This window comes from Pseudomonas fluorescens, from assembly GCF_001902145.1.
Classification (GTDB): domain Bacteria; phylum Pseudomonadota; class Gammaproteobacteria; order Pseudomonadales; family Pseudomonadaceae; genus Aquipseudomonas; species Aquipseudomonas fluorescens_BV.
In genome coordinates this window covers 301,226-327,082 of the sequence record NZ_MRST01000023.1, presented here as the reverse complement: position 1 = coordinate 327,082, position 25,857 = coordinate 301,226, and the positions used below count along the sequence as shown (strand labels likewise).

At 61.9% G+C, this 25,857-nt stretch carries 25 protein-coding genes; 19 read left to right on the top strand and 6 right to left on the bottom strand.

What is annotated here, in order from left to right:
* The first annotated feature begins 156 nt into the window (after nucleotides 1–156).
* The 8 genes from BUE92_RS13320 (at nucleotide 157) to BUE92_RS13285 (ending at nucleotide 8,694) form a co-directional block, all read left to right on the top strand.
* Nucleotides 157–1,689, top strand: a complete 1,533-nt coding sequence (locus tag BUE92_RS13320; protein ID WP_073524169.1) for an MBOAT family O-acyltransferase — start codon at nucleotides 157–159, stop codon at nucleotides 1,687–1,689.
* A gap of 11 nt (nucleotides 1,690–1,700) precedes the next feature.
* The gene (locus tag BUE92_RS13315; RefSeq protein ID WP_073524168.1) at nucleotides 1,701–2,888 is read left to right on the top strand and encodes an alginate O-acetyltransferase; all 1,188 of its coding nucleotides are present in this window, start codon (nucleotides 1,701–1,703) and stop codon (nucleotides 2,886–2,888) included.
* 17 nt (nucleotides 2,889–2,905) lie between these two features.
* Nucleotides 2,906–3,562, top strand: a complete 657-nt coding sequence (locus BUE92_RS13310; protein WP_073524167.1) for an alginate O-acetyltransferase AlgF — start codon at nucleotides 2,906–2,908, stop codon at nucleotides 3,560–3,562.
* A gap of 151 nt (nucleotides 3,563–3,713) precedes the next feature.
* Complete coding sequence (locus tag BUE92_RS13305; protein ID WP_073524166.1) at nucleotides 3,714–5,165, top strand: mannose-1-phosphate guanylyltransferase/mannose-6-phosphate isomerase; 1,452 nt, start codon at nucleotides 3,714–3,716, stop codon at nucleotides 5,163–5,165.
* 192 nt (nucleotides 5,166–5,357) lie between these two features.
* Nucleotides 5,358–5,822 carry a hypothetical protein gene (locus tag BUE92_RS13300; RefSeq protein ID WP_034126362.1) on the top strand — a complete coding sequence of 155 codons (465 nt, stop codon included), beginning with the start codon at nucleotides 5,358–5,360 and terminating at the stop codon, nucleotides 5,820–5,822.
* Between the two features lie 14 nt (nucleotides 5,823–5,836).
* Nucleotides 5,837–6,649 (top strand): SDR family oxidoreductase, encoded by an 813-nt coding sequence (locus tag BUE92_RS13295; protein WP_073524165.1) that lies wholly within the window; start codon nucleotides 5,837–5,839, stop codon nucleotides 6,647–6,649.
* A gap of 91 nt (nucleotides 6,650–6,740) precedes the next feature.
* Complete coding sequence (locus tag BUE92_RS13290) at nucleotides 6,741–8,072, top strand: AAA family ATPase (RefSeq protein ID WP_073524162.1); 1,332 nt, start codon at nucleotides 6,741–6,743, stop codon at nucleotides 8,070–8,072.
* Nucleotides 8,065–8,694, top strand: a complete 630-nt coding sequence (locus BUE92_RS13285; protein ID WP_073524160.1) for a retron system putative HNH endonuclease — start codon at nucleotides 8,065–8,067, stop codon at nucleotides 8,692–8,694. Before BUE92_RS13290 ends, BUE92_RS13285 begins: the two co-directional genes overlap by 8 nt.
* Here the strand turns inward: BUE92_RS13285 and BUE92_RS13280 are convergent.
* The gene (locus tag BUE92_RS13280; protein WP_073524159.1) at nucleotides 8,679–9,554 is read right to left on the bottom strand and encodes a LysR family transcriptional regulator; all 876 of its coding nucleotides are present in this window, start codon (nucleotides 9,552–9,554) and stop codon (nucleotides 8,679–8,681) included. The genes BUE92_RS13285 and BUE92_RS13280 overlap by 16 nt on opposite strands.
* Before the next feature lie 111 nt (nucleotides 9,555–9,665).
* Here BUE92_RS13280 and BUE92_RS13275 point away from each other — a divergent pair, with 111 nt between their 5' ends.
* From BUE92_RS13275 to BUE92_RS13250, 6 genes are all read left to right on the top strand, one after another.
* Nucleotides 9,666–10,853 carry an MFS transporter gene (locus BUE92_RS13275; RefSeq protein WP_073524158.1) on the top strand — a complete coding sequence of 396 codons (1,188 nt, stop codon included), beginning with the start codon at nucleotides 9,666–9,668 and terminating at the stop codon, nucleotides 10,851–10,853.
* Nucleotides 10,846–11,247 (top strand): DUF4440 domain-containing protein, encoded by a 402-nt coding sequence (locus BUE92_RS13270; RefSeq protein WP_073524157.1) that lies wholly within the window; start codon nucleotides 10,846–10,848, stop codon nucleotides 11,245–11,247. Before BUE92_RS13275 ends, BUE92_RS13270 begins: the two co-directional genes overlap by 8 nt.
* A gap of 141 nt (nucleotides 11,248–11,388) precedes the next feature.
* Entirely contained in the window at nucleotides 11,389–12,741 is a 1,353-nt protein-coding gene (locus BUE92_RS13265; protein WP_256673961.1) for a TolC family protein, read from the top strand.
* The gene (locus BUE92_RS13260) at nucleotides 12,741–13,871 is read left to right on the top strand and encodes an ABC transporter permease (RefSeq protein ID WP_073524155.1); all 1,131 of its coding nucleotides are present in this window, start codon (nucleotides 12,741–12,743) and stop codon (nucleotides 13,869–13,871) included. Before BUE92_RS13265 ends, BUE92_RS13260 begins: the two co-directional genes overlap by 1 nt.
* 7 nt (nucleotides 13,872–13,878) lie before the next feature.
* Nucleotides 13,879–14,631: an ABC transporter ATP-binding protein gene (locus BUE92_RS13255; protein ID WP_073524154.1), complete on the top strand. Its 753-nt coding sequence runs from the start codon at nucleotides 13,879–13,881 to the stop codon at nucleotides 14,629–14,631.
* Nucleotides 14,628–15,530, top strand: a complete 903-nt coding sequence (locus BUE92_RS13250) for an HlyD family secretion protein (RefSeq protein ID WP_073524153.1) — start codon at nucleotides 14,628–14,630, stop codon at nucleotides 15,528–15,530. Before BUE92_RS13255 ends, BUE92_RS13250 begins: the two co-directional genes overlap by 4 nt.
* A 6-nt stretch (nucleotides 15,531–15,536) precedes the next feature.
* Here BUE92_RS13250 and BUE92_RS13245 read toward each other — a convergent pair whose 3' ends face one another.
* From BUE92_RS13245 to BUE92_RS13230, 4 genes are read right to left on the bottom strand one after another with little or no spacing between them, the layout of a single operon-like run.
* A complete protein-coding gene (locus BUE92_RS13245; protein ID WP_073524152.1) occupies nucleotides 15,537–16,397 on the bottom strand; it encodes an efflux RND transporter periplasmic adaptor subunit in 861 nt (286 codons plus the stop codon).
* Nucleotides 16,398–16,407: 10 nt separating this feature from the next.
* Nucleotides 16,408–16,608: a DUF1656 domain-containing protein gene (locus BUE92_RS13240; RefSeq protein ID WP_005784982.1), complete on the bottom strand. Its 201-nt coding sequence runs from the start codon at nucleotides 16,606–16,608 to the stop codon at nucleotides 16,408–16,410.
* Nucleotides 16,598–18,775, bottom strand: a complete 2,178-nt coding sequence (locus BUE92_RS13235; protein WP_073524151.1) for an FUSC family protein — start codon at nucleotides 18,773–18,775, stop codon at nucleotides 16,598–16,600. Before BUE92_RS13235 ends, BUE92_RS13240 begins: the two co-directional genes overlap by 11 nt.
* Before the next feature lie 10 nt (nucleotides 18,776–18,785).
* A complete protein-coding gene (locus BUE92_RS13230; protein WP_073524150.1) occupies nucleotides 18,786–20,297 on the bottom strand; it encodes an efflux transporter outer membrane subunit in 1,512 nt (503 codons plus the stop codon).
* Between the two features lie 181 nt (nucleotides 20,298–20,478).
* Between BUE92_RS13230 and BUE92_RS13225 the strand changes: the two genes are divergently transcribed.
* The 5 genes from BUE92_RS13225 (at nucleotide 20,479) to BUE92_RS13205 (ending at nucleotide 24,923) form a co-directional block, all read left to right on the top strand.
* Nucleotides 20,479–21,447 (top strand): LysR family transcriptional regulator, encoded by a 969-nt coding sequence (locus BUE92_RS13225; RefSeq protein WP_073524149.1) that lies wholly within the window; start codon nucleotides 20,479–20,481, stop codon nucleotides 21,445–21,447.
* A gap of 84 nt (nucleotides 21,448–21,531) precedes the next feature.
* Nucleotides 21,532–22,506: a 2-hydroxyacid dehydrogenase gene (locus tag BUE92_RS13220; protein ID WP_073524148.1), complete on the top strand. Its 975-nt coding sequence runs from the start codon at nucleotides 21,532–21,534 to the stop codon at nucleotides 22,504–22,506.
* A 176-nt stretch (nucleotides 22,507–22,682) separates the two neighbouring features.
* Entirely contained in the window at nucleotides 22,683–23,585 is a 903-nt protein-coding gene (locus BUE92_RS13215; protein WP_073524147.1) for a chemotaxis protein CheV, read from the top strand.
* 3 nt (nucleotides 23,586–23,588) lie between these two features.
* Nucleotides 23,589–24,071: a GNAT family N-acetyltransferase gene (locus BUE92_RS13210; RefSeq protein WP_073524146.1), complete on the top strand. Its 483-nt coding sequence runs from the start codon at nucleotides 23,589–23,591 to the stop codon at nucleotides 24,069–24,071.
* Nucleotides 24,072–24,179: 108 nt separating this feature from the next.
* On the top strand, nucleotides 24,180–24,923 hold the full coding sequence (locus tag BUE92_RS13205; protein ID WP_073524145.1) for a YkgJ family cysteine cluster protein: 744 nt from the start codon (nucleotides 24,180–24,182) through the stop codon (nucleotides 24,921–24,923).
* Nucleotides 24,924–24,985: 62 nt separating this feature from the next.
* On the opposite strand, the gene BUE92_RS13200 is transcribed toward BUE92_RS13205, so the two are convergent.
* Nucleotides 24,986–25,768 (bottom strand): transporter substrate-binding domain-containing protein, encoded by a 783-nt coding sequence (locus BUE92_RS13200; RefSeq protein ID WP_073524143.1) that lies wholly within the window; start codon nucleotides 25,766–25,768, stop codon nucleotides 24,986–24,988.
* Nucleotides 25,769–25,857 lie beyond the last annotated feature (89 nt).

Genomic DNA, 25,857 nt, shown 5'->3' with positions numbered 1-25,857 from the left:
GATTTTTCAGGTGCCCCGCGTCATCGTTAACGACCTTCGCGAGCAAGCTCGCTCCTACAGGGGTCGGGTGTGAATGCAATACAACCTCCCCCGAAATCGTGGGGGGTTTGGGGGGGCTCTGGCCCTTGACTGTTGGTTAAACATGGAGAGATCGGGATGGTTTTCTCGTCCAATGTGTTCCTGTTTCTGTTCTTGCCGATCTTTCTCGGCTTGTACTATTTGAGCGGGCAACGCTATCGCAACCTGCTGCTGCTGATTGCCAGCTACGTGTTCTACGCCTGGTGGCGAGTGGACTTCCTGGCGCTGTTCGCGGCCGTCACGCTGTGGAACTACTGGATCGGCCTCAAAGTCGGCGCCGCCGGTGTACGCACCAAGCCGGCCCAGCGCTGGTTGTTGCTCGGCGTGGCGGTCGACCTGTGCATCCTCGGCTACTTCAAGTACGCCAACTTCGGCGTCGACAGCATCAACCTGATGATGAAGTCGGCGGGCCTGGAGCCGTTCATCCTCACCCACGTGCTGTTGCCGATCGGTATCTCGTTCTACATCTTCGAGTCCATCAGCTACATCATCGACGTGTACCGTGGCGACACCCCGGCGACCCGCAACCTGATCGACTTCGCGGCGTTCGTGGCGATCTTCCCGCACCTGATCGCAGGTCCCGTGCTGCGCTTTCGCGACCTGGCCGACCAGTTCAACAACCGTACCCACACCCTGGACAAATTCTCCGAGGGCTGCACGCGGTTCATGCAGGGTTTCATCAAGAAGGTCTTTATTGCCGACACCCTGGCGGTGGTGGCCGACCATTGCTTCGCCCTGCAAAACCCCACCACGGGTGACGCCTGGCTTGGCGCGCTGGCCTACACCGCGCAGCTGTACTTCGACTTCTCCGGCTACAGCGACATGGCCATCGGCCTGGGCTTGATGATGGGTTTCCGATTCATGGAAAACTTCAAGCAGCCCTACATCAGCCAGTCGATCACCGAGTTCTGGCGGCGCTGGCACATCAGCCTGTCCACCTGGCTGCGTGACTACCTGTACATCACCCTGGGCGGCAACCGCAAAGGCACCCTGACCACTTACCGCAACCTGTTCCTGACCATGCTGCTCGGTGGCCTGTGGCACGGCGCGAACATCACCTACATCGTGTGGGGCGCCTGGCACGGCATGTGGCTGGCGATTGAAAAAGCCATCGGCCTGAACACCGCGCCGCGCAGTTTCAACGTATTGCGCTGGGCCTTTACCTTCCTGTTGGTAGTGATGGGCTGGGTGATCTTCCGCGCCGAAAACCTGCACGTCGCCGGCCGCATGTACGGTGCGATGTTCAGCTTCAGCGAATGGTCGCTGTCGGAGCTCAACCGCGCCAACCTTACCGGCCTGCAAGTGGCAACGTTGGTGGTGGCCTACGCAACCCTGGCGTTCTTCGGCCTGCGCGACTTCTACACCAACCGCCCTGCCGACAAGACCAAGCCAGCCGACCCGAGCCTGATCAAGGCCGTACCGGGCGACAACCCTGGCAGCATCCACGAGCCCGGTTTCAGCGTGGGCCGTGACGCTGCCGTGCAGCCGGCCTACTGGACCGCTGACTGGCCACGCTACGCCATGCGCGGCGCGGTGCTGCTGCTTTTCGTGGCGTCGATTCTCAAACTATCGGCGCAAAGTTTCTCGCCGTTCCTTTACTTCCAATTCTGAGGGAGCCGACCATGACCCGTTCATTACGCGTCCTCTACATAAGCCTGTTCATGGTGCTGTTGCTGGCACTTGGCGCCTGGTCGCTGCGCAGTTTCCTGGGCTTCAGCACCAACGCCGATGCGACCGTGCTCAACGGTCGCTGGACCAAAGCCGTCGAGACCCATTACGACGACGAGTTCCCGATCAAGCGCCTGGGTACCAACCTCTGGGCAGCGCTGGACTACAAGCTATTCAATGAAGGCCGCCCTGGCGTGGTGCTGGGCCGTGATCACTGGTTGTACAGCGACGAGGAATTCAACCCCGCCGTCAACGAAGACCAGAACCTGCAAGGCAACTACGCGCTGGTCGAAGGCGTACGCCAGAAGCTCAAGGCCCAGGGTATCCAACTGGTGATGGCGATCGTGCCGGCCAAGGTGCGCCTGTATCCGGAGCATCTGGGTGAAGTGAAACCGGCCAGCGTGCACGCCAACCTGTACCAGGACTTCCATGCCCGAGTGGCGGCGGACAACATCCCGGCCCCGGACCTGCTTGGCCCGCTGCAACAGGCCAAGCTCGCCGGCAAGCAAGTGTTCCTGCGCACCGACACCCACTGGACCCCAGACGGTGCCGAAGTCGCCGCCAAGCAATTGGCCAAGGCGATTGCCGACAAGACCCCACTGAGTGGCGAGCCGCAGCGTTTTGTCACCGAGGCCGAGAAAACCGAGCCGCATAAAGGCGACTTGCGTTTGTTCCTGCCCCTGGACCCGCTGTTCGAAAACCTGATGCCACCTAAAGAGCCGCTGGAAAAACGCGTTACGCACCTGGCCGAAGAGAAAGGCGATGACGCGCTGTTCAGCGACAGCGAAACCCCGGTGGCACTGGTCGGCACGAGCTACAGCGCCAACCCCAACTGGAACTTCGTCGGTGCGCTCAAGCAAGCCTTGCACAGCGACGTGGTCAGCTACGCCGAAGACGGCCACGGCCCGATCCTGCCGATGCTCAGCTACCTCAAAAGTGATGACTTCAAGAACAGCCCGCCCCAGGTGCTGATCTGGGAGTTTCCTGAACGCTATCTGCCCGTCAACAACGAAATCGGTGATGCCGACCCAGCCTGGGTTGCGCAGCTTAAACAAGCCGGTTCGCGCCAACAGAACATGGCAATCAACACATCTGCTTTTAAAAATCAGAAACCCGAGACGCCCGACCGGGCGCAAAACTGAAAGAGAGGTAACTCACAATGACTTTCACTACTACTCCTCGTCGTCTCGCTAAAACCCTGGCTATCGCAGCGGGCCTGAGCTTCGTATCCCTGTCGGCCTTCGCTGCCGGTGACGCCGCCCTGTACGGCCCGACCGCGCCAAAGGGCTCGAGCTTCGTGCGCATCTACAACGCCAGCAATCAGGAAGTCAGCGCCACCGTCGGCAGCACCAACCTCAGCGAGGTTGCGCCACTGGCCAGCAGTGATTTCAGCTTCATGCCGGGCGGAGACTACAGCGCCAAGGTCGGCAGCCAGACGGTGCCGGTCAAACTCGCCGCCGATCACTACTACACCCTGGTCAACAGCGGCAGCGGCCAGCCGCAATTGATCGAAGAACCGCCGTTCAAGAACAAGCAGAAATCCCTGGTGCGCGTGCAGAACCTCAGCGACAAGGCCCTGACCCTGAAAACCGCCGACGGCAAGACCGACGTGGTCAAGTCGGTGGCCGCCAAGGGCCGTGGCGAACGTGAAATCAACCCGGTGAAAGTGAGCCTGGCGCTGTATGACGGTGACAAGAAAGTCGGCGATGTGAAGCCGGTTGCGTTGGAACGCGGTGAAGCGGCGGTGCTGTATGTCACCGGCTCGGGCTCGAGCCTGTCGCCAGTCTGGGTGAAACGCCCGGTATCGACCCGCTGATTAGCTTTTGAAATTGACGCTCATCCCTTGTGGGAGCGGGCTTGCTCGCGAATGCGGTGGCTCAGTTGCAGATGTGCCGACTGACACCCCGCTTTCGGGAGCAAGCCCCCTCCCACAGGCTCTGACCCATATCGATTCAAGGAGAAACACCATGATCCCAGTAATCCTTTCCGGTGGTAGCGGCTCACGTCTTTGGCCGCTTTCGCGTAAACAGTTCCCCAAGCAGTTCCTGGCCCTGACCGGCGAACACACCTTGTTCCAGCAAACCCTGGAGCGCCTGGTGTTCGAAGGTATGGACTCCCCGATTGTGGTCTGCAACAAAGACCACCGTTTCATCGTCAACGAGCAACTGAGCGCACGCAAGCTCGAGTGCCAGCGCATCCTGATGGAACCTTTCGGCCGCAACACTGCGCCGGCCGTGGCCCTGACCGCGATGATGCTGGTCAACGAAGGCCGTGACGAGCTGATGCTGGTACTGCCCGCCGACCACGTGATCGACGATCAGAAAGCCCTGCAACGTGCACTGGCCCTGGCCACCGTGGCCGCCGAGCGTGGCGAGATGGTGCTGTTCGGCGTGCCGGCCACCCGCCCGGAAACCGGCTATGGCTACATCAAGTCCACCAACGACTCGCTGCTGCCCGAAGGCGTGAGCCGCGTGCAGCAGTTCGTGGAGAAACCCGATGAAAAACGTGCGGTCGAGTTCGTCAAAAGCGGTGGCTACTTCTGGAACAGCGGCATGTTCCTGTTCCGCGCCAGCCGCTTCCTGGAAGAGCTGAAAAAGCATGATCCGGACATCTACGACACCTGCGTACTGACCCTGGAACGCAGCGAGCAGACCGCCGACACCGTGACTTTCGACGACGCCACCTTCGCCTGCTGCCCGGACAACTCCATCGACTACGCCGTGATGGAAAAAACACAGCGCGCCTGCGTGGTGCCCTTGAGTGCCGGCTGGAGCGACGTGGGTTGCTGGGCCTCGTTGTGGGCGGTCAACGAGAAAGACGCAAACGGCAACGTGAGCAAAGGCGACGTGGTGATCCAGGACAGCCGCAACTGCATGGTGCATGGCAACGGCAAACTGGTGTCGGTGATCGGCCTGGACAACATCGTGGTGGTGGAAACCAAAGACGCGATGATGATTGCCCACAAGGACAAGGTCCAGGGCGTCAAGCAAATGGTCAACACCCTCAACGAGCAAGGCCGCAGCGAGACCCAGAACCACTGCGAAGTCTATCGCCCGTGGGGCTCCTACGATTCGGTGGACATGGGCGGCCGCTTCCAGGTCAAGCACATCTCGGTCAAGCCAGGTGCGTGCCTGTCGCTGCAGATGCACCATCACCGCGCCGAACACTGGATCGTGGTCAGCGGCACCGCCGAAGTCACCTGTGACGAGAACGTGTTCCTGCTCTGCGAAAACCAGTCCACCTACATCCCAATCGCCTCGGTGCACCGCCTGCGCAACCCGGGCAAGATCCCGCTGGAGATCATCGAAGTGCAATCGGGCAGCTATCTGGGCGAAGACGATATCGAGCGCTTCGAAGATATCTACGGGCGCTCGACACCGGTTGAGCGAGGTGTTTCGGTGAAAACTATCGCGCAGTAAAACAGTCGTACAAGAAGCCCTCGCCCAGCCCATTGCGTCCCCTATCCGCAGTGGGTTGGGTGGGGGCTTTTTATTTGGGATTTGTAGTGACGGTGCCTGCGATGGCGTTCGTGCGGCCAACACAATGCTCAAGCCAACCAATCCCGCCTACGCTTAAGTTAGGATGCTCGCTCCCTATTCGAGGTGGCCCCCATGTTCTTCGGCGTTCTCCTGATCATCACCTGGCTGATCCTGCTGCTGCGCTACCCGGCCAAGGCGCTGCCGGTATCGTTGGCCGCTGCCGTTGGCCTGGGCTTCGTCGCGGTTTGGGTCGTATGGCTGGATAACCGCGAAGCGTCGCAACTGGCGCGCCTTGAGCTGCGCATCACCTACGCGCCGCAAGACTGCCCCGCCGACCGACCGCTCAAACTGACCCTCAACAACGGCAACGATGTACCACTCACCGAACTGCGTTGGCGCGTGGCAGCCTATGCACCGGGCGATACGGTCAACCTGGCCGACAACGTCTACGCCGCTCCACGCTATCGCGGCCCCGGCGAGCTGCAGGCCGGCGCCACCTGGGATGACTGCCTGCCCACCCCGCCACTGCGCCCCGGCTATCGCCCACAAACCCTGGAATTTCGCGCCGAGCACCTGCAAGGTAGTTTTTCGGACTGACAAAGGATGGACCCATGCCCAACGTACTGATCACCGGTTGCTCCAGCGGCATCGGCCGCGCACTCGCCGATGCGTTCAAAGCCGCAGGCTTCGAGGTATGGGCCAGCGCCCGCCAACCCGATGACGTCGCCGCGCTTACCGCCGCAGGCTTTAATGCCCTACAACTGGATGTCAACGACAGCGCTGCCCTACAACGCTTGTCGGAGCAGTGGGGCGAGCTGGATGTACTGATCAACAACGCCGGCTACGGCGCCATGGGCCCATTGCTGGACGGCGGAACCGAAGCGATGCAGCGCCAATTCGAAACCAATGTGTTTTCCATCGTCGGCGTGACCCAGGCGTTGTTTCCCGCCCTGCGCCGCAACAAGGGCTTGGTGGTGAATATCGGCAGTGTTTCCGGTGTGCTGGTCACGCCGTTCGCCGGCGCCTACTGTGCGTCCAAAGCCGCCGTGCACGCCTTGAGTGATGCACTGCGCATGGAGTTGGCGCCGTTTGGCGTGCGGGTGATGGAGGTCCAACCCGGCGCCATCAATACGAGTTTTGCCAAGAATGCCGGTGCCCAGGCCGAGCTGCTGATTAACGAACAATCGCCGTGGTGGCCGTTGCGCGAGGGCATTCGTGCACGTAGCCAAGCGTCCCAGAACAAGCCAACCCCAGCCAATGAATTTGCTGCAGACGTGCTCAAGGCGGTGCAGCAAGCGCAGCCGCCGCGCCTGTTGCGCTCCGGCAACGGCAGCCGGGCGCTGCCGTTGATGGCGGCGCTGTTGCCCAAGGGGTTGTTGGAGAAGGTGTTGAGGAAGCGCTTTGGGTTGGGTGGTGTGTTGTAAGCAAGCGTGAAGCCTACCTGTCAAAACTCCGGATGAATGCCATAATCGCCGCCTGCCTCTAGAAACTGACTGGCCCCACAAGGGTAATGCGATGCAAATCAGAAAAATTCGACTGAAAAACGTCGGTCGTTTTACCGACTTGGAAGTCGCCTTTGCGCCTACCGAAAAGCGTGCGTCGAAGGTGACGGTGTTTGTGGGGAACAATGGGGCGGGAAAAACAACAATTCTCAGGTCACTGGCCACCTCCCTTAGCTGGTTGGTTGCAAGAATTCGATCAGAAAGCGGCAGCGGCAGCCCGATAGAAGAAAGCGCCTTACATAACGGTTCAAACGTTGCGTCAATCTCTATTGAGGCTGAAGAGCTGTTTGTCGACTTCCATTGGTCATTGGCAAAGTCCAGGCGGGGGCGGAAAACAAAGGTCGCTAGCGAACTCGCCGATACATCGGCCCTGGCTAATGTTTATAGGGACAATTTAACGCATGACGAAAACGCGTCTGTTCCCCTCATTGCTTACTATCCAGTCGAACGTTCAGTACTCGAAATTCCCCTAAAAATAAAAACCCGGCACAGCTTTAACCAACTGGACGGCTACGACAACTCATTAAATCGGGGTGTCGACTTTCGCCGCTTCTTCGAATGGTTCCGGGAGCGAGAGGATAGCGAAAACGAAACCGGCATTTCGGCCAGTGCATTAGCAGAAGTGCAAAAAATTATTGGCACACCAGAAAGTCAACTATGGAAATTCCTGGAACAAGCACACGCCTCATCTCGTGATCGACAGTTAACAGCCGTCCGTTCCGCCATAGGAGCGTTCATGCCAGGTTTCACTAACCTGCGCGTTCAGCGTCGGCCACATTTGCACATGGCAATCGATAAATGCGGCCAAACGTTGGATGTTTCACAATTATCACAAGGCGAAAAGTCCATGATGGCCTTGGTTGGCGATATAGCTCGTCGTCTTGCCATGATGAATCCCTCCCTGAAAAACCCGCTACATGGCTACGGCGTCGTACTCGTCGACGAAGTAGATCTACACCTGCACCCCAAGTGGCAACGCCGCCTGATCCACCAACTCACCGAAACCTTCCCCAACTGCCAATTCATCCTGACGACCCACTCCCCATTGGTGATCAGCGATACCAAGGACGTCCTGTGCTACGTCCTCGACGATGGCGAACTTGAGGAGCGAACCGGCCTATACGGCCTTGATGCCAATCAGGTACTGCTCAGCGTCATGGACACAGATATACGCAACAGTGAAGTTCAGTCTCGACTGGATCGCTTGCTGGAGTTACTGCAAGACAAAAAGCTGAAAGACGCCAAGGCACTGTTCGAAGAGCTGTCCACTGACCTGCCCCCTGGCCATATCGAACTGACCAAAGCCGCCCTTCTGATTCGCAAGCTGGAGTTGCGCAGTGCGTAAAATCACCAAAGGAAATGAACCGGCAGAATTGACAAAATGGATACGCGACAATCCGAAAGGTCGTTACTCCGATCTAACCCACGAAGAAAGAAACAGTATTCGCCAGGGCTGTATCGAAGAGCAGCATGGTTTGTGCGCGTATTGTTGCCATGCAATTACCCAAGAGACCGCCCATAACGAACACGTTGCGGCGCGGGAGACCCATCCCCATCGGACGCTCGATTATTCAAATATCGTCGCCAGCTGCAACCGCAGCAAACAGTGCGGCAAAGCTCATACACATCAGGCATTGCCACTGACATCCTTGATGGACGAATGCGAAACCGAACTGAAGTTTTATCTATCAGGCCGTGTGGAGGGCTTGAGCCCCAGGGCAATCACGTCCATCCAAGTGCTGAACCTTGGCGACCGCCGTGAAAACAATCGCACGCTGTTCAGCGCCAGAAAATCCATTCTTGATACGCTGCTCTTCGACTATGGAATGGAAGGCAATGAACTTGAAGCCGAAGACGGAGAGCTTATGAAGATGCTACTGGAAGACTTAAGGTTGCCCGATGCGAAAAATCGACTGAAGCCTTTTGCCCCTGTCCTCGTAAATGTCATCCGTCAACTAACCAACTGATACTCCCCCTTCATAAAATCAATAAACGCCCGCACCTTCAGCGGCAGGTGCCGGGTATCCGGATACATCGCGTAAACCCCTTGGGGCGCGAAGTGATGGTCCGCCAACACGCGTACCAGCCGTCCGGCCTTCAGGTCTTCCTGCACCAGCCACTGCGGCAAAACCGCCACACCGTGGCCCCGCACCGCAAACGCCTGGAGAACCGCCGCGCTGTCGGCCACCAAGGCTGACGGGCCGGCTCGATAGGGGTGTTCGAGACCTGCCGGGTCGGTGACGCTCAGTTCGCTCAAGCGGCCATGGCCCAGCCTGGGCAGCTGCTCCAACTCAGCCAGGGTTTGAACTGCGGCAAACTGCGGCGCCGCGACGGCGAACACGTCGAATGTGGACAACTGCACGGCGCGGTGATTGGAGTCCAGCAAGCGCCCCAGCCGAATCGCCACGTCAAAACGCTCGGATATCAAGTCGGCGTGGGTGGAGGAGGTGGAGAGGTGGACGTTCAGGTCCGGGTGCAGTCGCCGAAAGGCCTCGACCGCCGGAGCGACCACGGCCAGTGCATATTCGACGGTGGTGGTGATGCGCAGAGTGCCTTTGAGCTGTGCATGTTCAGAGCGAGCCTCTTCCACCGCCAATCGCGCCTCTTCGAGCATGCGCGTACAGCGCAGGTAGAAGCGCTCCCCCGCGTCGGTGAGTGCCAATTGGCGGGTGTTGCGGGTCAGCAGGGTGACGCCGAGCTCCGCCTCCAGGCGCTTGAGGTTGAAGCTGACCACAGCGCGAGTCTGGCCCAGCAGGTCCGCGGCAGCGGTGAGCGAGCCGGCCTCGACCACGGCCTTGAAGGTATCGAATCGGTCCAGGCTGACCATTGGGCCACACCTCCTTTGTCAAAATATTTTTGACAAACTAGCAGGCAAACCGGCGTATCCCAAACCCAGCGTGCGGCCTACCCTGCCAGCTTCATTCGCAGGATCGCGTTCATGACCTACCGCTCGAAAGTCGCTTGGATCTTTTTATTGGGCTTTGCCCTGGATCTGGTGAACATGTTTGTCGCCACCGTCGCCTACCCGGATATCGCCCGCGAGCTGCACGCCTCGGTCACGCAATTGGCGTGGGTCAGCAACGCCTACATGCTCGGTCTGACCCTGATCATTCCCTTGAGTGTCTGGCTGGCAGCGATCTTGGGCGAACGCACGCTGATCGCCACCAGTCTGCTGCTGTTCGCGGGCGCCTCGGTGATGGTGGGCCAGGCGGGTTCCATAGAGGCGCTGATTGGCTGGCGCACATTGCAAGGGCTGGGCGGCGGCTTGCTGATTCCCGTGGGGCAAGCCATGGCTTACCGGCACTTTCCCGCCGCCGAGCGCAGCCACCTGACGGCGCGGGTGATGTCGGTGGCGTTGCTGGTGCCCGCGTTGTCTCCTGCATTGGGTGGGGTGATCGTCGACCACCTGTCCTGGCGCTGGATTTTCTACGCCAACCTGCCCCTGGCGTTGATCACCCTGCTGCTGGCGCTGCTGTGGATAAAACCCGACGCGCCCACCCGCGTGCGCCCACCTCTGGACCTGAGCAGTATTTTCCAGCAGGTTGCCAGCCCGATGCTGCGCGTGGCGATGCTGGTCTACCTGTGCATTCCCGGGGTATTTATCGGCACCAGCCTGATTGCCATCCTCTACGTGCGCGGCCTGGGCTATGACGCCACCCAGACCGGCGCGCTGATGTTGCCCTGGGCGCTGGCCTCGGCAGTGGCTATCTACCTGAGCAAGAAACTCTTCAATCGCTGCGGCCCCAAACCCTTGCTGCTGGCGGGCATGGCGCTGCAATGCACTGGCATCCTGTTGCTCAACGAGCCCGCCCTTATGATTGCGGCCTACGCGCTGATGGGCCTGGGCGGCAGCCTGTGCAGCAGCACCGCACAAACCCTGGCCTTTCTCGACATCCCCGCCGCACGCATGGGCCATGCCAGTGCCCTGTGGAATATCAACCGCCAAGTGAGCTTCTGCGTCGGCGCCGCCGTGCTCAGTGCAGTGCTGTCGGCCTTGGATTCCTTTGCCATTACCTTCACGATGGCGGCAGCCTTGACGCTGTTGCCACTTTTCGCCGTGCTGCGCCTGGACCCCTCCAGGGTATTCGCACTGCTTCACCCCTCCAGCGAGCCTGACCATGATTGACTACAGCGATTTTTTTGAAGAAGTGATCCAGACCCACGTCGAGATCGAGCAATGGTTTGCCGGGGTCGCGCCGCCCGGGACGTTGGAGAGTTTGCTCGCACGCTTCTCACCCGAGTTCAGCATGATCGCCCCGGCCACCGGCACGCGGGTAAATACAGCGGGGGTAATTGCGCTGTTCACACGCCTGGGCGGAATGCGTCCGGGACTGAAAATCACCCTGAGTGAAATGACCGGCATCGACCGCCATGCACGCGGCGCCACGGTCACGTATCGCGAGCACCAGATTGACGACAGCGGCACCCAGACCGACCGCCGCGCTACCGTGGTGTTCGAAAAACAGGCCAGTGGTGCGTTGTTGTGGCGGCACTTGCACGAGACTTACTGTCAGGCTTGATACCTCACCGCTATACAATTTCCCAACAGAACTGAACGGACGCTATGAGTAGAGTCGCGCCGTTCAGATATCTCTTGGGTGACACCTATCAAGCCTCTTAGCAGATCGCGCTCCGGTCGGACGTTGTGCACGTTGTCCCTGGTGTTAATCGCCGGTTGTTCGGTAGCGCCCTTGCCGGCGTTGACACCGTCCACGCCGCAGGCCTGGCGCAACACGCCTTCCGGCCTGGCGCAACACAGCCCCGACTTGCATCAATGGTGGCGGGCCTTCAATGACCCCGAACTGGATGGGTTGGTGGACCGCGCACTGCGCAACAACCTGGACGTCGGCGCTGCCATTGAGCGGCTGCGGGCCACCCGTGTGCTCAGTCAGAGCGCACAAGCGCCTTACCTGCCTGCGCTGGGCGTGAAGACTCACGATGCGATCAGCCCTGATACCCGCACCTCGTATTTTCTGATCGGCTTCGACGCGCAATGGGAGCTGCCCTTGTTCGGCGCCCGGCAAAGTACCGATCGGCTGGCACAGGGTCACCAGTGGCGGGTGCAGGCCGATTTGCGCAGCGTACAGGTGTCGCTGGCCGCCGAGGTCACGCGACAGTGGCTGGCGCTGCGCGAGGCGCAACAGGCAGAACGTGGCCTGGCCCGCCAGCGTGACCTGCTGCAGGAAAAACTCGCGCTGTTGCGGGTGCGTGAACACCTGGCCCTGGCCTCGCCCGCTGACGTCGCCGCCGCCCAGGCCGAACTGGCGCAGGCCGAGATGCGCCTGAGCACGCCGCGCCAACTGATCAACCGCCACGCGCAGCAGTTGGCGTTGCTGTCGGGGCAAGCCGAGCCGGATGCGCGCTGGCTGCTACCGCAACCGCTCCCCACGCTGGGCCCATGGCAACTGAACCAGGTGCCAGCAGACTTGCTGCGCACGCGCCCGGAAATCGCCAGCGCCGAGGCCGAGGTGCTGGTGGCCGCCGGGGAACTGGGCATCAGCCGCGCCGATATGTACCCGCGCCTCAGCCTGGGCACTTCGGTGCAGTGGTCCGTGAACATTGCCAGCAATCGCAAGCGCACCCCCAGCGGCGACGCGATTTTCTCAGCCGGGCCGGGGATCAGCATTCCGTTGTTCGACTGGGGCCAGCGCGCCGCCACCGCACGCGCCAAGCATCACCAATTGAAGGCCGCCGTGCTCGATTACCGCAACGCGGTGCTGCAAGGCGTGACACAGGTCGAAATAGCGCTGGGTGACCTGGAGCAAGCGCGATTGCGCGAGCAAGCCGCACGCCAGGTGAGCACCGCAACGCAAGCGCACCTGCACGCCTTGCAACAGCGCGCGAACCTGGGACTGATGAGCACGCTGGACCTGACGAGCGCCGAGCTCGAGGCACAGCAGGCCCTGCAACAGGCCGACAGCGCCAGCACTGAACGCGGGGTCGCCTACATCGCACTGTACAAGGCGCTCGGTGGCGCGCCGTTGCCGACAGGCACCTTGAGGGAGGCTGACTGATGGTCGCACTCGCCCGTCTGACCTTGCTGCATGAATGGCGCCGATTCCTGCCGGCGATGATCGCCGTAGGCTTCGCCGGCTTGCTGCAACTGTTGCAGGCAGCCCTGGTGCTGGGCATCTTCGGCAGCGCCAGTGTGTACATCACCGGCTCCACGGCCGACCTGTGGGTCGGTTACCCCGGTACCCAAAGCGTCAATCTCGGCCGGCCGATCAACGCCGGGGTGGAGATGCGTTTGCGCATGGACGCCGATGTCCTGCGAGTGGAACCGTTCCGCTGGGTCGATGCAGATTGGCGCGGCGCACGGGACACCGGCGGCGTCTCGGTGTTTGTGTCGGGTATCGATGCGGGGCCACAGGGCCTGATGTTCGAACGCGCACTGCCGACCGCACTGCGTGCACGCCTGGATGAGCCCGGAGCGGTGATCGTCGACCGCGCCGACCTGGACAGCCTGGGCGTTAACCTGGGGGACACCGCGACCATCAACGGTCATCGCGTGCGCGTGGTCGGCGTGACCAGCGGCCTGCGCGCCTTGGGCGGGGTGAATGTACTGGCGTCGCTGGCCACCGCCCGGCAACTGGATACCAGCGCTACGCCAGACCGCATCACCTACCTGGTGGCGAAAGTGCGCGACCCCGCCCAGGCCGAAGCGGTGGCCGCACGCCTGGGCGACGGTGCCGCGTTCGGCAGCTACGCGGTCTGGACCGCACAACAGTTCGCCCAGCGCTCGCAGCTGTATTGGATGTTCGACACGGGCGCCGGTGCCGGCGTGCTGTTCCTCGCAGCGATCGTATTTCTGGTAGGCGCGGTGATCACCAGCCAGACGCTGGTGGCGGCGGTGGTCGGCTCGATCCGCGAATACGCGACCCTGAACGCCCTGGGCGTCGGTGTCACGGCCCTGCGCCAAGTGGTGATGGAGCAGGCGTTCTGGGTCGGGGCCCTGGGACTGCTGGGCAGTTCGGTGCTCGCTGGCCTGCTCTTTGCGCTCGCCGGCTACTACAACGTGCCGGTGCAACTCTCCCCCGTCGCAGCCCTGGCGTGCCTGCTGCTGAGCATGACCCTGGCCCTCGTGTCAGGCCTGGCGGCCATCCGCACCTTGCGCCACGCCGACCCGGCCAGCCTTCTGAGATAACTCACCCATGCGCCTCCTCAATTCGGCAATGCCCGTCACCCTTCACGCCAGCGGAATCGGCAAATCCTTTACTTCAGGCAGCATCGTCACGCCCGTGCTGCATGACATCAGCCTGGCGATACACCCTGGCGAGCTGACCCTGATCTCAGGGCCATCGGGCTGTGGAAAAAGCACCCTGCTCGCGATTCTCAGCGGCTTGCAGCGCCCCGACCGAGGCAGCGCAACCGCGCTGGGGCAAGACCTGGCCCAGCTCGACAGGCGCGCCCTGGAGCAATTTCGCCTGCGCCACACCGGGTTTGTGTTCCAGGGCTTCAACCTGTTCCCGGCGTTGACCGCACAGCAGCAGGTGGAACTGCCCTTGAGCTACCTCGGGCTGCCTGCCAAGGACATACGGCAGCGCGCCATCGAGGCGCTGGAAGAAGTCGGCCTGGGCGCACGCCTGAAACTGCGCCCGGCGCAGTTGTCTGGCGGCGAAAAACAGCGCGTGGCTATCGCTCGCGCTGTGGCCAAGGCGCCCGAGTTGCTGTTCGCCGACGAACCAACCAGTGCCCTGGACGCCACCAACGGTCACATCGTGATCGACATCCTCCATCGCATTGCCCGCACCCGTGGCACCACGGTGCTCTGCGTCAGTCACGACCCCCGCTTGATCAGCAACGCCGACCGGGTGCTGGCCATCGAGGACGGCCGCATTCTCAACGACACCTCCCCTGCCCTCCAACCGGCGCTGAGCGTCTGTCCCCAGGAACACTCTGTATGAACCCGCGTCTGTTTCGCCCCTGGTTAGCCTTGGGTAGCGCCCTGCTGTTGCTGAGCGCCTGCTCCCGTGAAGATGTTCCCGCCAAGCCCAGCGCCTCGGCCCCGGCGTACCTCGCAGTAGCGCGCGGGCGCATCGATGTGGAAGGTGGCCTGCTCAAACTCGGCGCCACCCGCGACGGCGTGGTTGCCGAGGTCAAGGTCAATGAAGGCCAGTCGGTGAAAAAGGGCCAGTTGCTCGCCACACTGGACAGTGAACCGATGCAACTGGCGGTGGCGACCGCGCTGGCAGAACAGCAACAGGTGGAGGTGCAGGCCAGGCAACTGGCACGCCAACTCAAGTTTGCCGAGCAGCGCGCCACGCGCCTGGCCACAGCCGCTGCCGCAGGTGCGGGCGATAATCAGAGCGCGGATGAGGCCCACGAGAACGCCGAACGCTTGCGCGATGCGCTTGAACAGAACCAGAGCGACGCCCAGGCCGCAGCAAGAAAGCTCACTGCGGCACGCTACGAATTGGCCTTGCGCAGCCTGCGTGCGCCCATAGACGCCGAAGTCGTGCGTCGTCTGGTTCAACCTGGCGCCGCCGTAACCGCGCACGCCGGGGCCGCATTTATCTTGCTGCCCGACCAGCCACGCATCGTGCGCGCCGAGCTGAACGAGTCATTCACCGGCGCGGTGGTTGTGGGCATGAAGGCCGAAGTCACGGACGACAGCGGCAACGGTGAATCGCCGCTGACTGCCCACGTGGTGCGCATCAGTGCGGTGCTGGGCAACAGCACTCTGGAGGACGACCCGCAAGTCAGGGCCAATATGCGCACGGTCGAATGCATATTGGCCTTCGATCAACCGCCGCCGGATTCACTGCGGGTGGGGCAGCGCATGCTGGTGCGGTTCGGGCCCTAGTCCGCTTCAAGGCTGTGAAGGGTTGACGATCACGGTGCAGGTAATCCCGGCCGCCAACAACACGCCCTCCGGCACGTCATCAATGTGAATCCGCACCGGCACACGCTGGGCCAGCCTCACCCAGTTGAACGTCGGGTTCACATCGGCGATCAGTTCACGGCTCTCGGGGTTGTCGCGGTCGTAGATGCCGCGCGAGATGCTTTCCACATGGCCCTTCAAGGTCTCGCCGCTCATCAATTGCATATCGGCGTTGTCGCCCACCTTCACATGGGGCAGTTTGGTTTCTTCGAAGAAGCCATACACCCAGAACGAGTTCATATCCACCACGGCCATTTTGGCTTCGCCGATGCGCGCATAGTCGCCGCGATGCACGTTGAGGTTAGTGACATAACCGTCCACCGCCGCCAGCACTCGCGTGCGCTTCAAGTTGAGTTCGGCGGCCTCCAGTTGCGCCAGGGCGTGCTGATAATCGGCCAGGGCCGAGTCGGCGATGTTGCTGGCGTCGTCGCGGTTTTCCCTGGAGATCACCAGGGCGTCGAGGTCGGCGCGGCGGTGCGCGTTGACCTTGCGCATTTCCCAGGTGGCCTTGCGTGAGGCCACCAGCGATTGCGCTTGCTTGACGGCAATGCGGTAGTGCTCGGGGTCGACCTGCATCAGCAGGTCGCCTTTTTTCACCAACTGGTTATCGCGTACCGGCACGTCCACCACTTCGCCGGTGACGTCAGCCGCCACATTGATAATGTCGGCGCGCACCCGACCATCGCGGGTCCATGGCGTTTGCATGTAGTGCACCCACAACGTGCGGCCAATCCAGATCGCCAACGCCAGAACCAGCAAGGTGGCGAGCAGGCTGAAAAACTTTTTCATCGGGGCATTCTCAACGGTAGACGCTCAGCGCCAGGGCGCCGAACAGGCAAGCGAACAGGCTCAGGCGCAGCAGCGCCGGGTGCCAGAAGAAACGGTACAAGTCGAACCCGGCCAGGAAGCGGTCAATCGCCCAGGCCAGCCCCGCTGCGATCAAAAACATCAGGGTCATGGTCGGCATATAGATGCCGTGAAATGCAATTTCACGAGGCATTCGGGGCTCCTTTGAGGGCCGCCAGTGGCGATTGTGGGTCGAGCAACGAGGTGCGAATAAAGTGTAGGTAGCTCTTCACCCGGCGCAGGGCCGAGGTGTCGAAGTGCGGGGCGAAGGGTTCGTCGGTGGCCTGCACGCGGCTGATCGCATGGTCGACGGCAATCAACCCGCGCTCCAGGTTGCTGGCGCTGGGTTGCAGGAACAAGCGCACCAACGAGCGCCCCATCACACGGATCGCCTGGCGCCACGGCTGGGACTCGGCATAGGCCGGATGCACCGGCAAAATCGCCTGCTCCTTGCGCAACTCGATGATTGCGTGGCCGACCTCCAACACCACGAACATCCAGCGCAGCAAATCGCGCTGCACCTGCGGCTGGCCGACCGCAAGGCCATAGGCCTGGTGCAGCAGGTCGCGGGTGCGGCTTTCAAAACTTGACGCCAGGCCCTTGAGCTTGCCGCTGATGGCATACACCACCTGCTCACGCAGGTCTTGCTCCAGGCGGCGCCACAGCCAGCGGCTATTGGGCGGCAAAATAATCGCCCCCGCCGCCGCGCACACCAGCATGCCGATGACCATGGCGATGTAGTCGTTGATAAAGGTGTAAGGGTTGTAGACCGTGAGGTTATCCGGCACCGAGCCGGTGCTGAAGAAGATCAGCAGGCCCACACCCACACCGGCGTATTGCGGGCGTGAAGACAGGAAGGCACCGAAGATGATCACCGGCGCGAGCATCACGCACAGCAGCGGAAAACCGTCGATCCAGGGGAACACGAAGAACATTTCGACAAAGCCGACCAAGGCGCCGATCAAGGTGCCGCAGGCCATCTGGAACGCCATGCGCTTGGGGTTGGGCGTGGCAGCAGACAGGCCCACCGTGGCCGCCGCGATCAGGGTCATGGTGGCGCCGCTGGGCCAGGCCGTGGCGACCCAGTAACTGCCCAGCACAACCAGGATAAACGAGGCGCGCACACCGGCAGCGGCACAGGCCAACCAGTTGGTCTTTGGCGTGTAGGCTTCGTGCCAATCCTCCCGCGCATGGCGATGCTCGGCCAGGGACGCGTGGGTTTGCGCGTAGTTGTGCAGGTCGTCGACGAAGCGGTACAGCAGCTCGTAGGCGGTGTGGAAATCCAACTGCTCGGCGTCCGTCGGGTTGTCCTCCTGGAAGCTCGCCCGCAGGCTGCGCACCTTGGCGGGCAGGCCGTCCTTGTAGGCGCTCAGTTGGTTGACCAGGCGCGCGGCATCGGGGCTGGTGAGGGCGCGGCCAGAGAAGCTGTCGAGCACTTCGGCCAGGTCTTGCAGGCCGGGCTTGATCGCTGCCACCACATGGTCGGCCTCATCGGCGCGCAAGCGTTCAAGCAATTGGTGCAAGGCGTTGAAGCGTGTGGTGATGCTCATGAATTCGCTGTTGAGGCGACTGAGCCGCCCGTTGCGCCGACGCATGTGCGGGTCCTCGAACACGGTGACGCTACGCAAGCCTTCCAGGCCCACGGCTTCGGCAATAAAGCGCACGTTACTGGCCTCGAACCCTTCGCGTTGGCTGCGCCCGCGCAGGCCGTCGGTCACGAACAGCGCGAACACACCGAAGCGCTGGTACAGCGCGTTGCGCATGGCGGCGCTGGAGGTCTGCGGCAGGATGGCGGCGCTGACCAGTGTCGAGCACAGTATCCCCAGGGAAATTTCCAGCACCCGCCACACCGCAGCCATGAAGGCGCCGTCCGGCTGGGCCAGGGCCGGCAGGCCGACCATCGCCGCGGTGTAGCCGGCGAGCACGAACCCATAGGCGCGAAAGTTGCGGTTGCGCGTGGCACCGGCGGTGCAAATGCCCACCCAGATCGCCAGCGCACCGAGGAACAGTTCGGTGTTCTGCGCAAACAAGGCGATCAGCAGCACCATCACCGCCGAGCCTGCCAGGGTACCGAGGAAACGGTAGAAACTCTTGGCGAACACCTGGCCGCTCTGGGGCTGCATCACGATAAATACGGTGATCATCGCCGTGCGCGGTTGCGGCAGTTCCAGGCGCATGGCCAGCCATAGCGTCAGGAACGCGGCGACCAGCACCTTGAAGATATACACCCAGGTCACGCCATCGCTGCGTGCCCAGTCGAAGAAACCACGGCGCCACTCAAGGGAATGCAGCCAGCGCAGCGGTGCAGGCAAGGGAGTCATCAAGGCCTACTCAGTGATCAAACACGGCGAGCGCCGCCGGAGTCTTGCTTGGGAGTGTCTTGGCAGCCGTGGGCACATCGTCGCCAGCACCGAGGCCGCCGCCCAGGGCGGTCACCAGCTCGGCATGGGCACTGAGGCGTGCCGCCTGCACCTGTTGTTCGATCTGCTGCTGGCGAAACAACAAGGTTTGGGCGTTGAGCACGTTGAGGTAGTCAGTGAGGCCACGCTGATAGGCGATCATGGCGATGTCGTAGGTTTTCTGCGCCGAGGCCACCGACTGCGCGGCGAACGTCGATTGCTTGTCCATGGACTCGCGGCGGATCAACTGGTCGCTGATGCCCTTGAGCGCATTGACCAGGGTCTGGTTGTACTGGGCCACCGCGATGTCGTAGCCGGCACTGGCTTCACCCAATTGCGCACGCAGGCGGCCGCCGTCGAAGATCGGCAAGGTGATCGCCGGGCCGACGTTGTAGTTGAATTTCTTGCCGGCCAGGAATTCCAGCATGCCGCCGCCAGTGGCCATGTAGCCAAGGCTGCCGACCAGGTCGACGTTGGGATAGAAGCCTGCATGAGCCACATCGATACCCCGTGCCTGGGCTGCTACCTGCCAGCGGCTGGCGACCACGTCCGGGCGTTGGCCGAGCAACTGCGCGGGCAGGCTGGAGGGCAATTTCAACGGCGCGGCGAGGGCCAGGGTCGGGCGCTGCAATTGCGCGCCCTCCCCCGGGCCTTTGCCGGCCAACGCCGCCAGTTGGTTACGGCTCAGGGCGATTTCCTCGTCCAAGGCATCCAGTTGGCGATGGGTTTCCGGCAGCGGGGTTTCGGCCTGGCTGACGTCAAAGTGAGTGCCGATCCCGGCGGCCAGGCGTTTGTTGGCCAGGTCCAGGATCTGCTGTTGCTGGGCCAGGGTGGCGGCCGCGATGTCACGGTTGGCGTACTGCAACGACAGCTGGATATAGGCGCGCACCACGTTGTTTTGCAGTTCGAGCTGGGCCAGGCGCGCTTCGGCGGCGCTCATGTGCGCCAGGTCGACGGCGCGTTCGGTGCTGTTGCTTTCCCGGCCCCACAGGTCCAGGGCGTAGCTCAGGCCCAGGGACGAATTGTTGTCCCAGGTGTTGGCGCCGCTCAATTGGCCGGGGCCGTAGAACTGATCCTTGGGCCAGTTGTGGCGCTTGAGGGTGGTGTCGCTGTTGATCTGCAGCGACTCGGCCGACTCGGCCACTCCGGCCAGCGCTCGGGCTTGCCGCACACGGGCGGCGGCCACGGCCAGGCTGGGGCTGTTGTGGGTGGCGAGTTCGACCCAACGGTTGAGCTGCGGGTCGCCGTAGGCCTGCCACCATTGGGCGGTGGGCCAGTGGGCGTCGCGGGCGGCGCTCTGGATCGCGGCGTCGGTGGCCAGGGTATTGGCGTTGATCGCCTGGCCTTGCGGGGCGATTCCTCCGGTTCCGATGCAACCGCTGATGACTGACGTTAAAGCCCAAACACTGAGAGTCTTCAGCTCTCTGCTGATGCGACGCGGCACGGCAAGCGAATTCCTGAGAGGGTGTTGCGGGAGAGGTGGCGCAATTCTAGGCGGCGCCATGGAGGACGATAAGCTGGCATTCCTGTGAATCTTTGTTACCGTTCAGGCGATAATCCGTTGGTAGGGATCACTGAAAGCGTAACTTTCTGTCACAATTTGCTATCTCCCTTGAGAACACTCCATGGACACTTTGCAAAACATGCGCGCCTTCAGTTGTGTGGCCGAAGCCGGCAGCTTCACCGCCGCCGCCGTGCAACTGGACACCACCACGGCCAACGTCTCGCGCGCGGTCTCCAACCTTGAGGCCCACCTGCAAACCCGCTTGCTCAACCGCACTACCCGGCGCATCGCCCTGACCGAAGCCGGCAAACGCTACTTGCTGCGCTGCGAGCAGATCCTCGCCTACGTCGAGGAAGCCGAGGCCGAAGCCAGCGACGCCCATGCGCGCCCCGCCGGGCAGTTGAAAGTGCACACCATGACCGGCATCGGCCAGCATTTCGTCATCGACGCGATTGCCCGCTACCGCCGCACCCATCCCGACGTGACCTTCGACCTGACCCTGGCCAACCGCGTGCCGGACCTGCTCGACGAGGGCTACGACGTGTCCATCGTGCTGGCCAGCGAACTGCCGGACTCAGGTTTCGTGTCCCAGCGCCTGGGCATCACCTACAGCATCGCCTGCGCCTCACCGGAATACGTCAAGGCCAAGGGCTGCGCCCAACGGCCCCAGGACTTGCTCAACCATGCGTGCCTGCGCCTGGTCAGCCCGGTGATCCAGCTGGACAAATGGACCTTCAATGGCCCTGAAGGCCAGGAAAGCGTGGCAATCAACACGTCGCCGTTCCTGGTGAACTCGGCCGACGCGATGAAAACCGCGATCACCAGCGGCATGGGCGTCGGCCTGCTGCCGGTGTACGCCGCCATCGAAGGGCTGCGCAATGGCACGCTGGTACGAGTGATGCCGACCTACCGTTCCCAGGAGCTGAACCTGTACGCCATCTACCCCTCGCGCCAATACCTGGATGCAAAGATCAAGACCTGGGTGGAATACCTGCGCGGTTCGTTGCCGGAGATTCTGGCGGCGCACCAGGCGGAATTGGTGGCGTATGAGTTGAGCGGCGGTGTGGGTGGTGTGCGGATGGCGACCTGATTTTGGCACGCTGCTTCCCCACCCCCTATAAATTCATTGTGGGAGCAGGCAAGCCAGCTCCCACATGTTGAGTGGAGTTCTGCAATGAAAAAGACTGTCCTGGCCTTCAGCCGTATCACCCCGCCCATGATCGAACGCCTGCAACAGGATTTCGAGGTGATCGTGCCCAACCCCAAGCTGGGTGACATCAATGCTCAGTTCAACGAAGCCCTGCCCCATGCTCATGGCTTGATCGGCGTGGGCCGCAAGCTGGGCCGCGAGCAGCTTGAAAGCGCGAGCAAGCTGCAAGTGGTGTCCAGCGTATCGGTAGGCTACGACAACTACGACGTGCCGTACTTCAACGAGCGCGGGATCCTGCTCACCAACACCCCCGATGTGCTCACCGAGAGCACTGCCGACCTGGCCTTTGCGTTGCTGATGAGCAGCGCCCGCCGCGTGGCCGAATTGGACGCCTGGACCAAGGCAGGCCAATGGAAAGCCAGCGTGGGCGCGCCTTTGTTTGGTTGCGATGTGCACGGCAAGACCCTGGGCATCGTCGGCATGGGCAATATCGGCGCAGCCGTGGCCCGGCGTGGGCGCCTGGGCTTCAATATGCCGATCCTTTACAGCGGCAATAGCCGCAAGACCGCGCTGGAGCAGGAACTGGGCGCGCAGTTTCGCAGCCTGGAGCAGTTGCTGGCCGAGGCGGATTTCGTCTGCCTGGTGGTGCCGTTGAGCGACAAGACCCGTCACCTGATCAGCACCCGGGAGCTGGGGTTGATGAAGTCCAGCGCGATCCTGATCAATATTTCCCGTGGGCCGGTGGTGGATGAGCCGGCGCTGGTCGAAGCCCTGCAAACCCAGCGCATTCGTGGTGCCGGGCTGGATGTGTATGAAAAGGAACCGCTGGCTGAATCGCCGTTGTTCCAACTGAGCAATGCGGTGACCCTGCCGCATATTGGTTCGGCCACCGGTGAAACCCGCGAAGCCATGGCCAACCGCGCCGTGGACAACCTGCGCAGCGCCCTGCTGGGCCAGCGCCCGCAGGATCTGGTGAACCCCCAAGCCTGGAAGGGCTGACACCCCACCCCACTGTAGGAGCGAGCTTGCTCGCGAAAAACGTCAACGATAACGCGCAAAATCTGTTTTAACGCGGCGCTTTCAAGTTCTTCGCGAGCAAGCTCGCTCCTACAGTTTTCGGGGCAAGGGTCGATAACGGTGTATAGATCGTCATCCCTGATCCACAGAAGGTTTTTATGTCCACCACCAAAGCCCGCGCAGACTCACTCTCGCTTCTGCTCTTTACCTTGCGCAGCGGCAAGCTGATGGCCATCAACCTGTTGAAAGTCAGCGAGATCATCCCCTGCCCGCCGTTGACCAAGCTGCCGGAGTCCCACCCGCACGTCAAAGGCATCGCCACCTTGCGCGGCGCTTCACTCTCGGTGATCGACCTGAGCCGCGCCCTGGGTGAAATGCCCTTGCAAGACCCGGACGGCGGCTGCCTGATCGTCACCGATGTCAGCCGTTCCAAGCAGGGCCTGCACGTGCAGGCGGTGAGCAAGATCGTGCATTGCCTGACCACCGATATCCGCCCGCCGCCCTACGGCTCCGGCGGCAATCGGGCGTTTATCACCGGGGTGACCCAGGTGGAAGGTGGCCTGGTGCAGGTGCTGGATATCGAGAAAGTCATCCATGGCATCGCCCCGGCACCGGTTGAAGCAGCGCCGACCGACCTGACCATGGAAGAAGCCGAAGTGCTGGGCAATGCCCGCATCCTGGTGGTGGACGACAGCCAAGTGGCTTTGCAGCAATCGGTCCACACCCTGCGCAACCTCGGCCTGACCTGCCACACCGCCCGCAGCGCCAAGGAAGCCATCGACGTGCTGCTGGAGCTGCAAGGCACGGTTGAACAGATCAACGTGGTGGTGTCGGACATCGAGATGTCTGAAATGGACGGCTACGCCCTCACCCGCACCCTGCGCGAAACCCCGGATTTCAAGGACCTCTACGTGCTGTTGCACACCTCCCTGGACAGTGCGATGAACAGCGAAAAAGCACGCCTGGCCGGTGCCGACTCGGTACTCACCAAATTCTCATCCCCAGAATTGACCAAATGCCTGGTCGTCGCCGCACAAACCGTGGCGCAAAAGGGCCTGTAAACCTTGGGCGAGTATTACCAGCTGCTGCGTCGCGACCTCACCGGCAGCCTGCCCGCCCCGCAGTGGCCAGCGGATACCCGGCTGGATCATTATCGCGATGAACTGGCCCCGGCGATCCATGCCGTGCTGCGCATGACCCAGGACCAGGGCGGCGGCCGTGTCGGCCACCTGGATGAGTGGCGCCGGCAGTTTGTCACCGATGCCGAGTACGACCCGACGCTGTGCCTGGTGGCCAGTAACCGCGACGGTGTTCTCGCGGTGGCGCAATGCTGGACCAGCGCCTTTATCAAGAACCTTGCCGTACACCCCTGTTCCCAAGGCCAAGGGCTGGGCCGCGCCTTGCTGCTGCACAGCTTCCAGGTGTTCAAGCAGCGCGGCGAACCCTATGTGGACCTCAAGGTGCTGGAGAGCAACCTGCGCGCCCGGCAACTGTATGAAAGTGCGGGCATGCGGTTTGTGCTGCGCGACATCGTATCCAAGGGCTGATCCTCACTGGCGCATAATTTGCTTCCAGAGCCCCTGAGCGGTAGATAGAGGTAAAAACCCGTCACCCCTCAAGCGTGCCCTCTGACCTTGCCTGGTGACAGATCCGCCATGAACACACACTTTTCCTGCGTCGGTTGCGGTAAATGCTGCAGCGACCATCACGTGCCCCTGACCCTCGAAGAAGCCCGCAGCTGGGCCGCGGACGGCGGTAACGTCATCGTTCTGGTGGAGGGCTTTCTGGGTAACGGCCTGGGCCTGCCCCTGCAACAACGGGAACATGCCGAGCGCCGTTCAGTGATCGTGCCCAGCGGCAATACCGAGGCGTTTGTGGCAATTACCTTTGCCGCCTACAACGCCGGACGCTGCCGGAATCTTGACGAAGACAACCGCTGCCGCATCTACGAACGGCGCCCGCTGGTGTGCCGTATCTACCCGATGGAGATCAACCCGCATATCCCACTAAACCCAAGCGCCAAGGACTGCCCGGCGGAATCCTGGGAGCAAGGCCCTGCGCTGATCGTCGGTGGTGAGTTGATGGATGCGCAACTGGCCGAACTGATCAGGCGTTCACGCCAGGCCGACCGAGATGACGTGCAGACCAAGGAAGCGGTATGCGCGTTGCTTGGCATTCGCACGACCGCGCTCAAGGGCGACGGGTTTACCGCGTACTTGCCGAACATGCAGGCGTTTGCCCAGGCCATTGAACAGGCGGTTGAACAGCCGGCAGTGGCCAATGAATGGGTGTTTCATGTGTCCGGGATAGACATCGCTGAAATGGTGCTGGATGCCGGGGCGCACATTGCCACCGAGGTGCCGGCCAATTATGCGTTTATCTCGTTGAGGGCGGCTTAGGCCGCTGCGGCCTCATTGCGGTATAGGTATCTACTCAACTTCGGCTGCACACACATTAGCGATCATGGACGGGAGGGCAATACATCGAGGCGATAGGGCTGGAGGACGCGCTGGTATTCGCCATTCTGTATCAGTTGTTCAAGCGCGTGGTTTAGCTCATTGCGCAACGCAGTATCGGTTTTTCGCACCGCAATCGCCACGCTATTACCCAGCAGGCCAGACGACACAGGCGGCCCCATGAAATTGAAGTCCAGGCCCTGGGGCGTGTCTAGCAGGGCCTCACGAATCTCCACGGCACCTTGAAGGGACGCGTCAATATCGCCCGAAACCAGGCTCTGCACCAGTTGGTCGTTGAGCCAGAAACTCCTGATGATTACCCCTGCCGGCGCCCACTGCGACAGGGCAAAGGCTTCCCGATTACTGCGCACCAGCACCCCGACACGCTTGCCCCTGAGGGACCGTCGATCAGGGCGCAGGCCCGAGGTTTTACGCGCCACCAGCCGAGTGGTGATCGGGTAGAGATCATGGGTAAAACTCACCCGTCGCCGCCGACTGCAGGTGGGCGCCATGCCCATGATCGCGTCGAACTGCCTGGCTTCAAGGGCCGGGAAATTTTCCATGACGACTTGGTCAACCCAGGTACAGCGCACGTTGAGTTGCTCGCACAGGGCATTGCCCAGTTCGATATTCAGCCCCACCAATTGCCCTTGGGAATTGCGGCTTTGAAAAGGCGGGAAATGCGCGGCGACGGCGAATCGGATTTCACGCCGCGGTTGAACGTCGGCGGCAACGACACTTGTCGAGAGCAAGAAGGCAAGCACCGCACAAAGATGTATCAGGGCCACGGGAATGTCCTTTTCCGGAAAACTGACTCACCACGCCCCGATGAGCGTCATCGGGACGAAGCAAACGCTGTGCAAGCTTTCAAGAATCG

Bases quoted from the DNA above. Each gene is read 5' to 3' on its own strand.
- BUE92_RS13305 (WP_073524166.1), top strand. From the start codon at position 3,714: ATGATCCCAGTAATCCTTTCCGGTGGTAGCGGCTCACGTCTTTGGCCG.
- BUE92_RS13320 (WP_073524169.1), top strand. From the start codon at position 157: ATGGTTTTCTCGTCCAATGTGTTCCTGTTTCTGTTCTTGCCGATCTTT.
- BUE92_RS13300 (WP_034126362.1), top strand. From the start codon at position 5,358: ATGTTCTTCGGCGTTCTCCTGATCATCACCTGGCTGATCCTGCTGCTG.
- BUE92_RS13315 (WP_073524168.1), top strand. From the start codon at position 1,701: ATGACCCGTTCATTACGCGTCCTCTACATAAGCCTGTTCATGGTGCTG.
- BUE92_RS13250 (WP_073524153.1), top strand. From the start codon at position 14,628: ATGAACCCGCGTCTGTTTCGCCCCTGGTTAGCCTTGGGTAGCGCCCTG.
- BUE92_RS13275 (WP_073524158.1), top strand. From the start codon at position 9,666: ATGACCTACCGCTCGAAAGTCGCTTGGATCTTTTTATTGGGCTTTGCC.
- BUE92_RS13290 (WP_073524162.1), top strand. From the start codon at position 6,741: ATGCAAATCAGAAAAATTCGACTGAAAAACGTCGGTCGTTTTACCGAC.
- BUE92_RS13255 (WP_073524154.1), top strand. From the start codon at position 13,879: ATGCGCCTCCTCAATTCGGCAATGCCCGTCACCCTTCACGCCAGCGGA.
- BUE92_RS13215 (WP_073524147.1), top strand. From the start codon at position 22,683: ATGTCCACCACCAAAGCCCGCGCAGACTCACTCTCGCTTCTGCTCTTT.
- BUE92_RS13220 (WP_073524148.1), top strand. From the start codon at position 21,532: ATGAAAAAGACTGTCCTGGCCTTCAGCCGTATCACCCCGCCCATGATC.
- BUE92_RS13270 (WP_073524157.1), top strand. From the start codon at position 10,846: ATGATTGACTACAGCGATTTTTTTGAAGAAGTGATCCAGACCCACGTC.
- BUE92_RS13235 (WP_073524151.1), bottom strand. From the start codon at position 18,775: ATGACTCCCTTGCCTGCACCGCTGCGCTGGCTGCATTCCCTTGAGTGG.
- BUE92_RS13310 (WP_073524167.1), top strand. From the start codon at position 2,906: ATGACTTTCACTACTACTCCTCGTCGTCTCGCTAAAACCCTGGCTATC.
- BUE92_RS13225 (WP_073524149.1), top strand. From the start codon at position 20,479: ATGGACACTTTGCAAAACATGCGCGCCTTCAGTTGTGTGGCCGAAGCC.
- BUE92_RS13260 (WP_073524155.1), top strand. From the start codon at position 12,741: ATGGTCGCACTCGCCCGTCTGACCTTGCTGCATGAATGGCGCCGATTC.
- BUE92_RS13245 (WP_073524152.1), bottom strand. From the start codon at position 16,397: ATGAAAAAGTTTTTCAGCCTGCTCGCCACCTTGCTGGTTCTGGCGTTG.
- BUE92_RS13280 (WP_073524159.1), bottom strand. From the start codon at position 9,554: ATGGTCAGCCTGGACCGATTCGATACCTTCAAGGCCGTGGTCGAGGCC.
- BUE92_RS13240 (WP_005784982.1), bottom strand. From the start codon at position 16,608: ATGCCTCGTGAAATTGCATTTCACGGCATCTATATGCCGACCATGACC.
- BUE92_RS13295 (WP_073524165.1), top strand. From the start codon at position 5,837: ATGCCCAACGTACTGATCACCGGTTGCTCCAGCGGCATCGGCCGCGCA.
- BUE92_RS13205 (WP_073524145.1), top strand. From the start codon at position 24,180: ATGAACACACACTTTTCCTGCGTCGGTTGCGGTAAATGCTGCAGCGAC.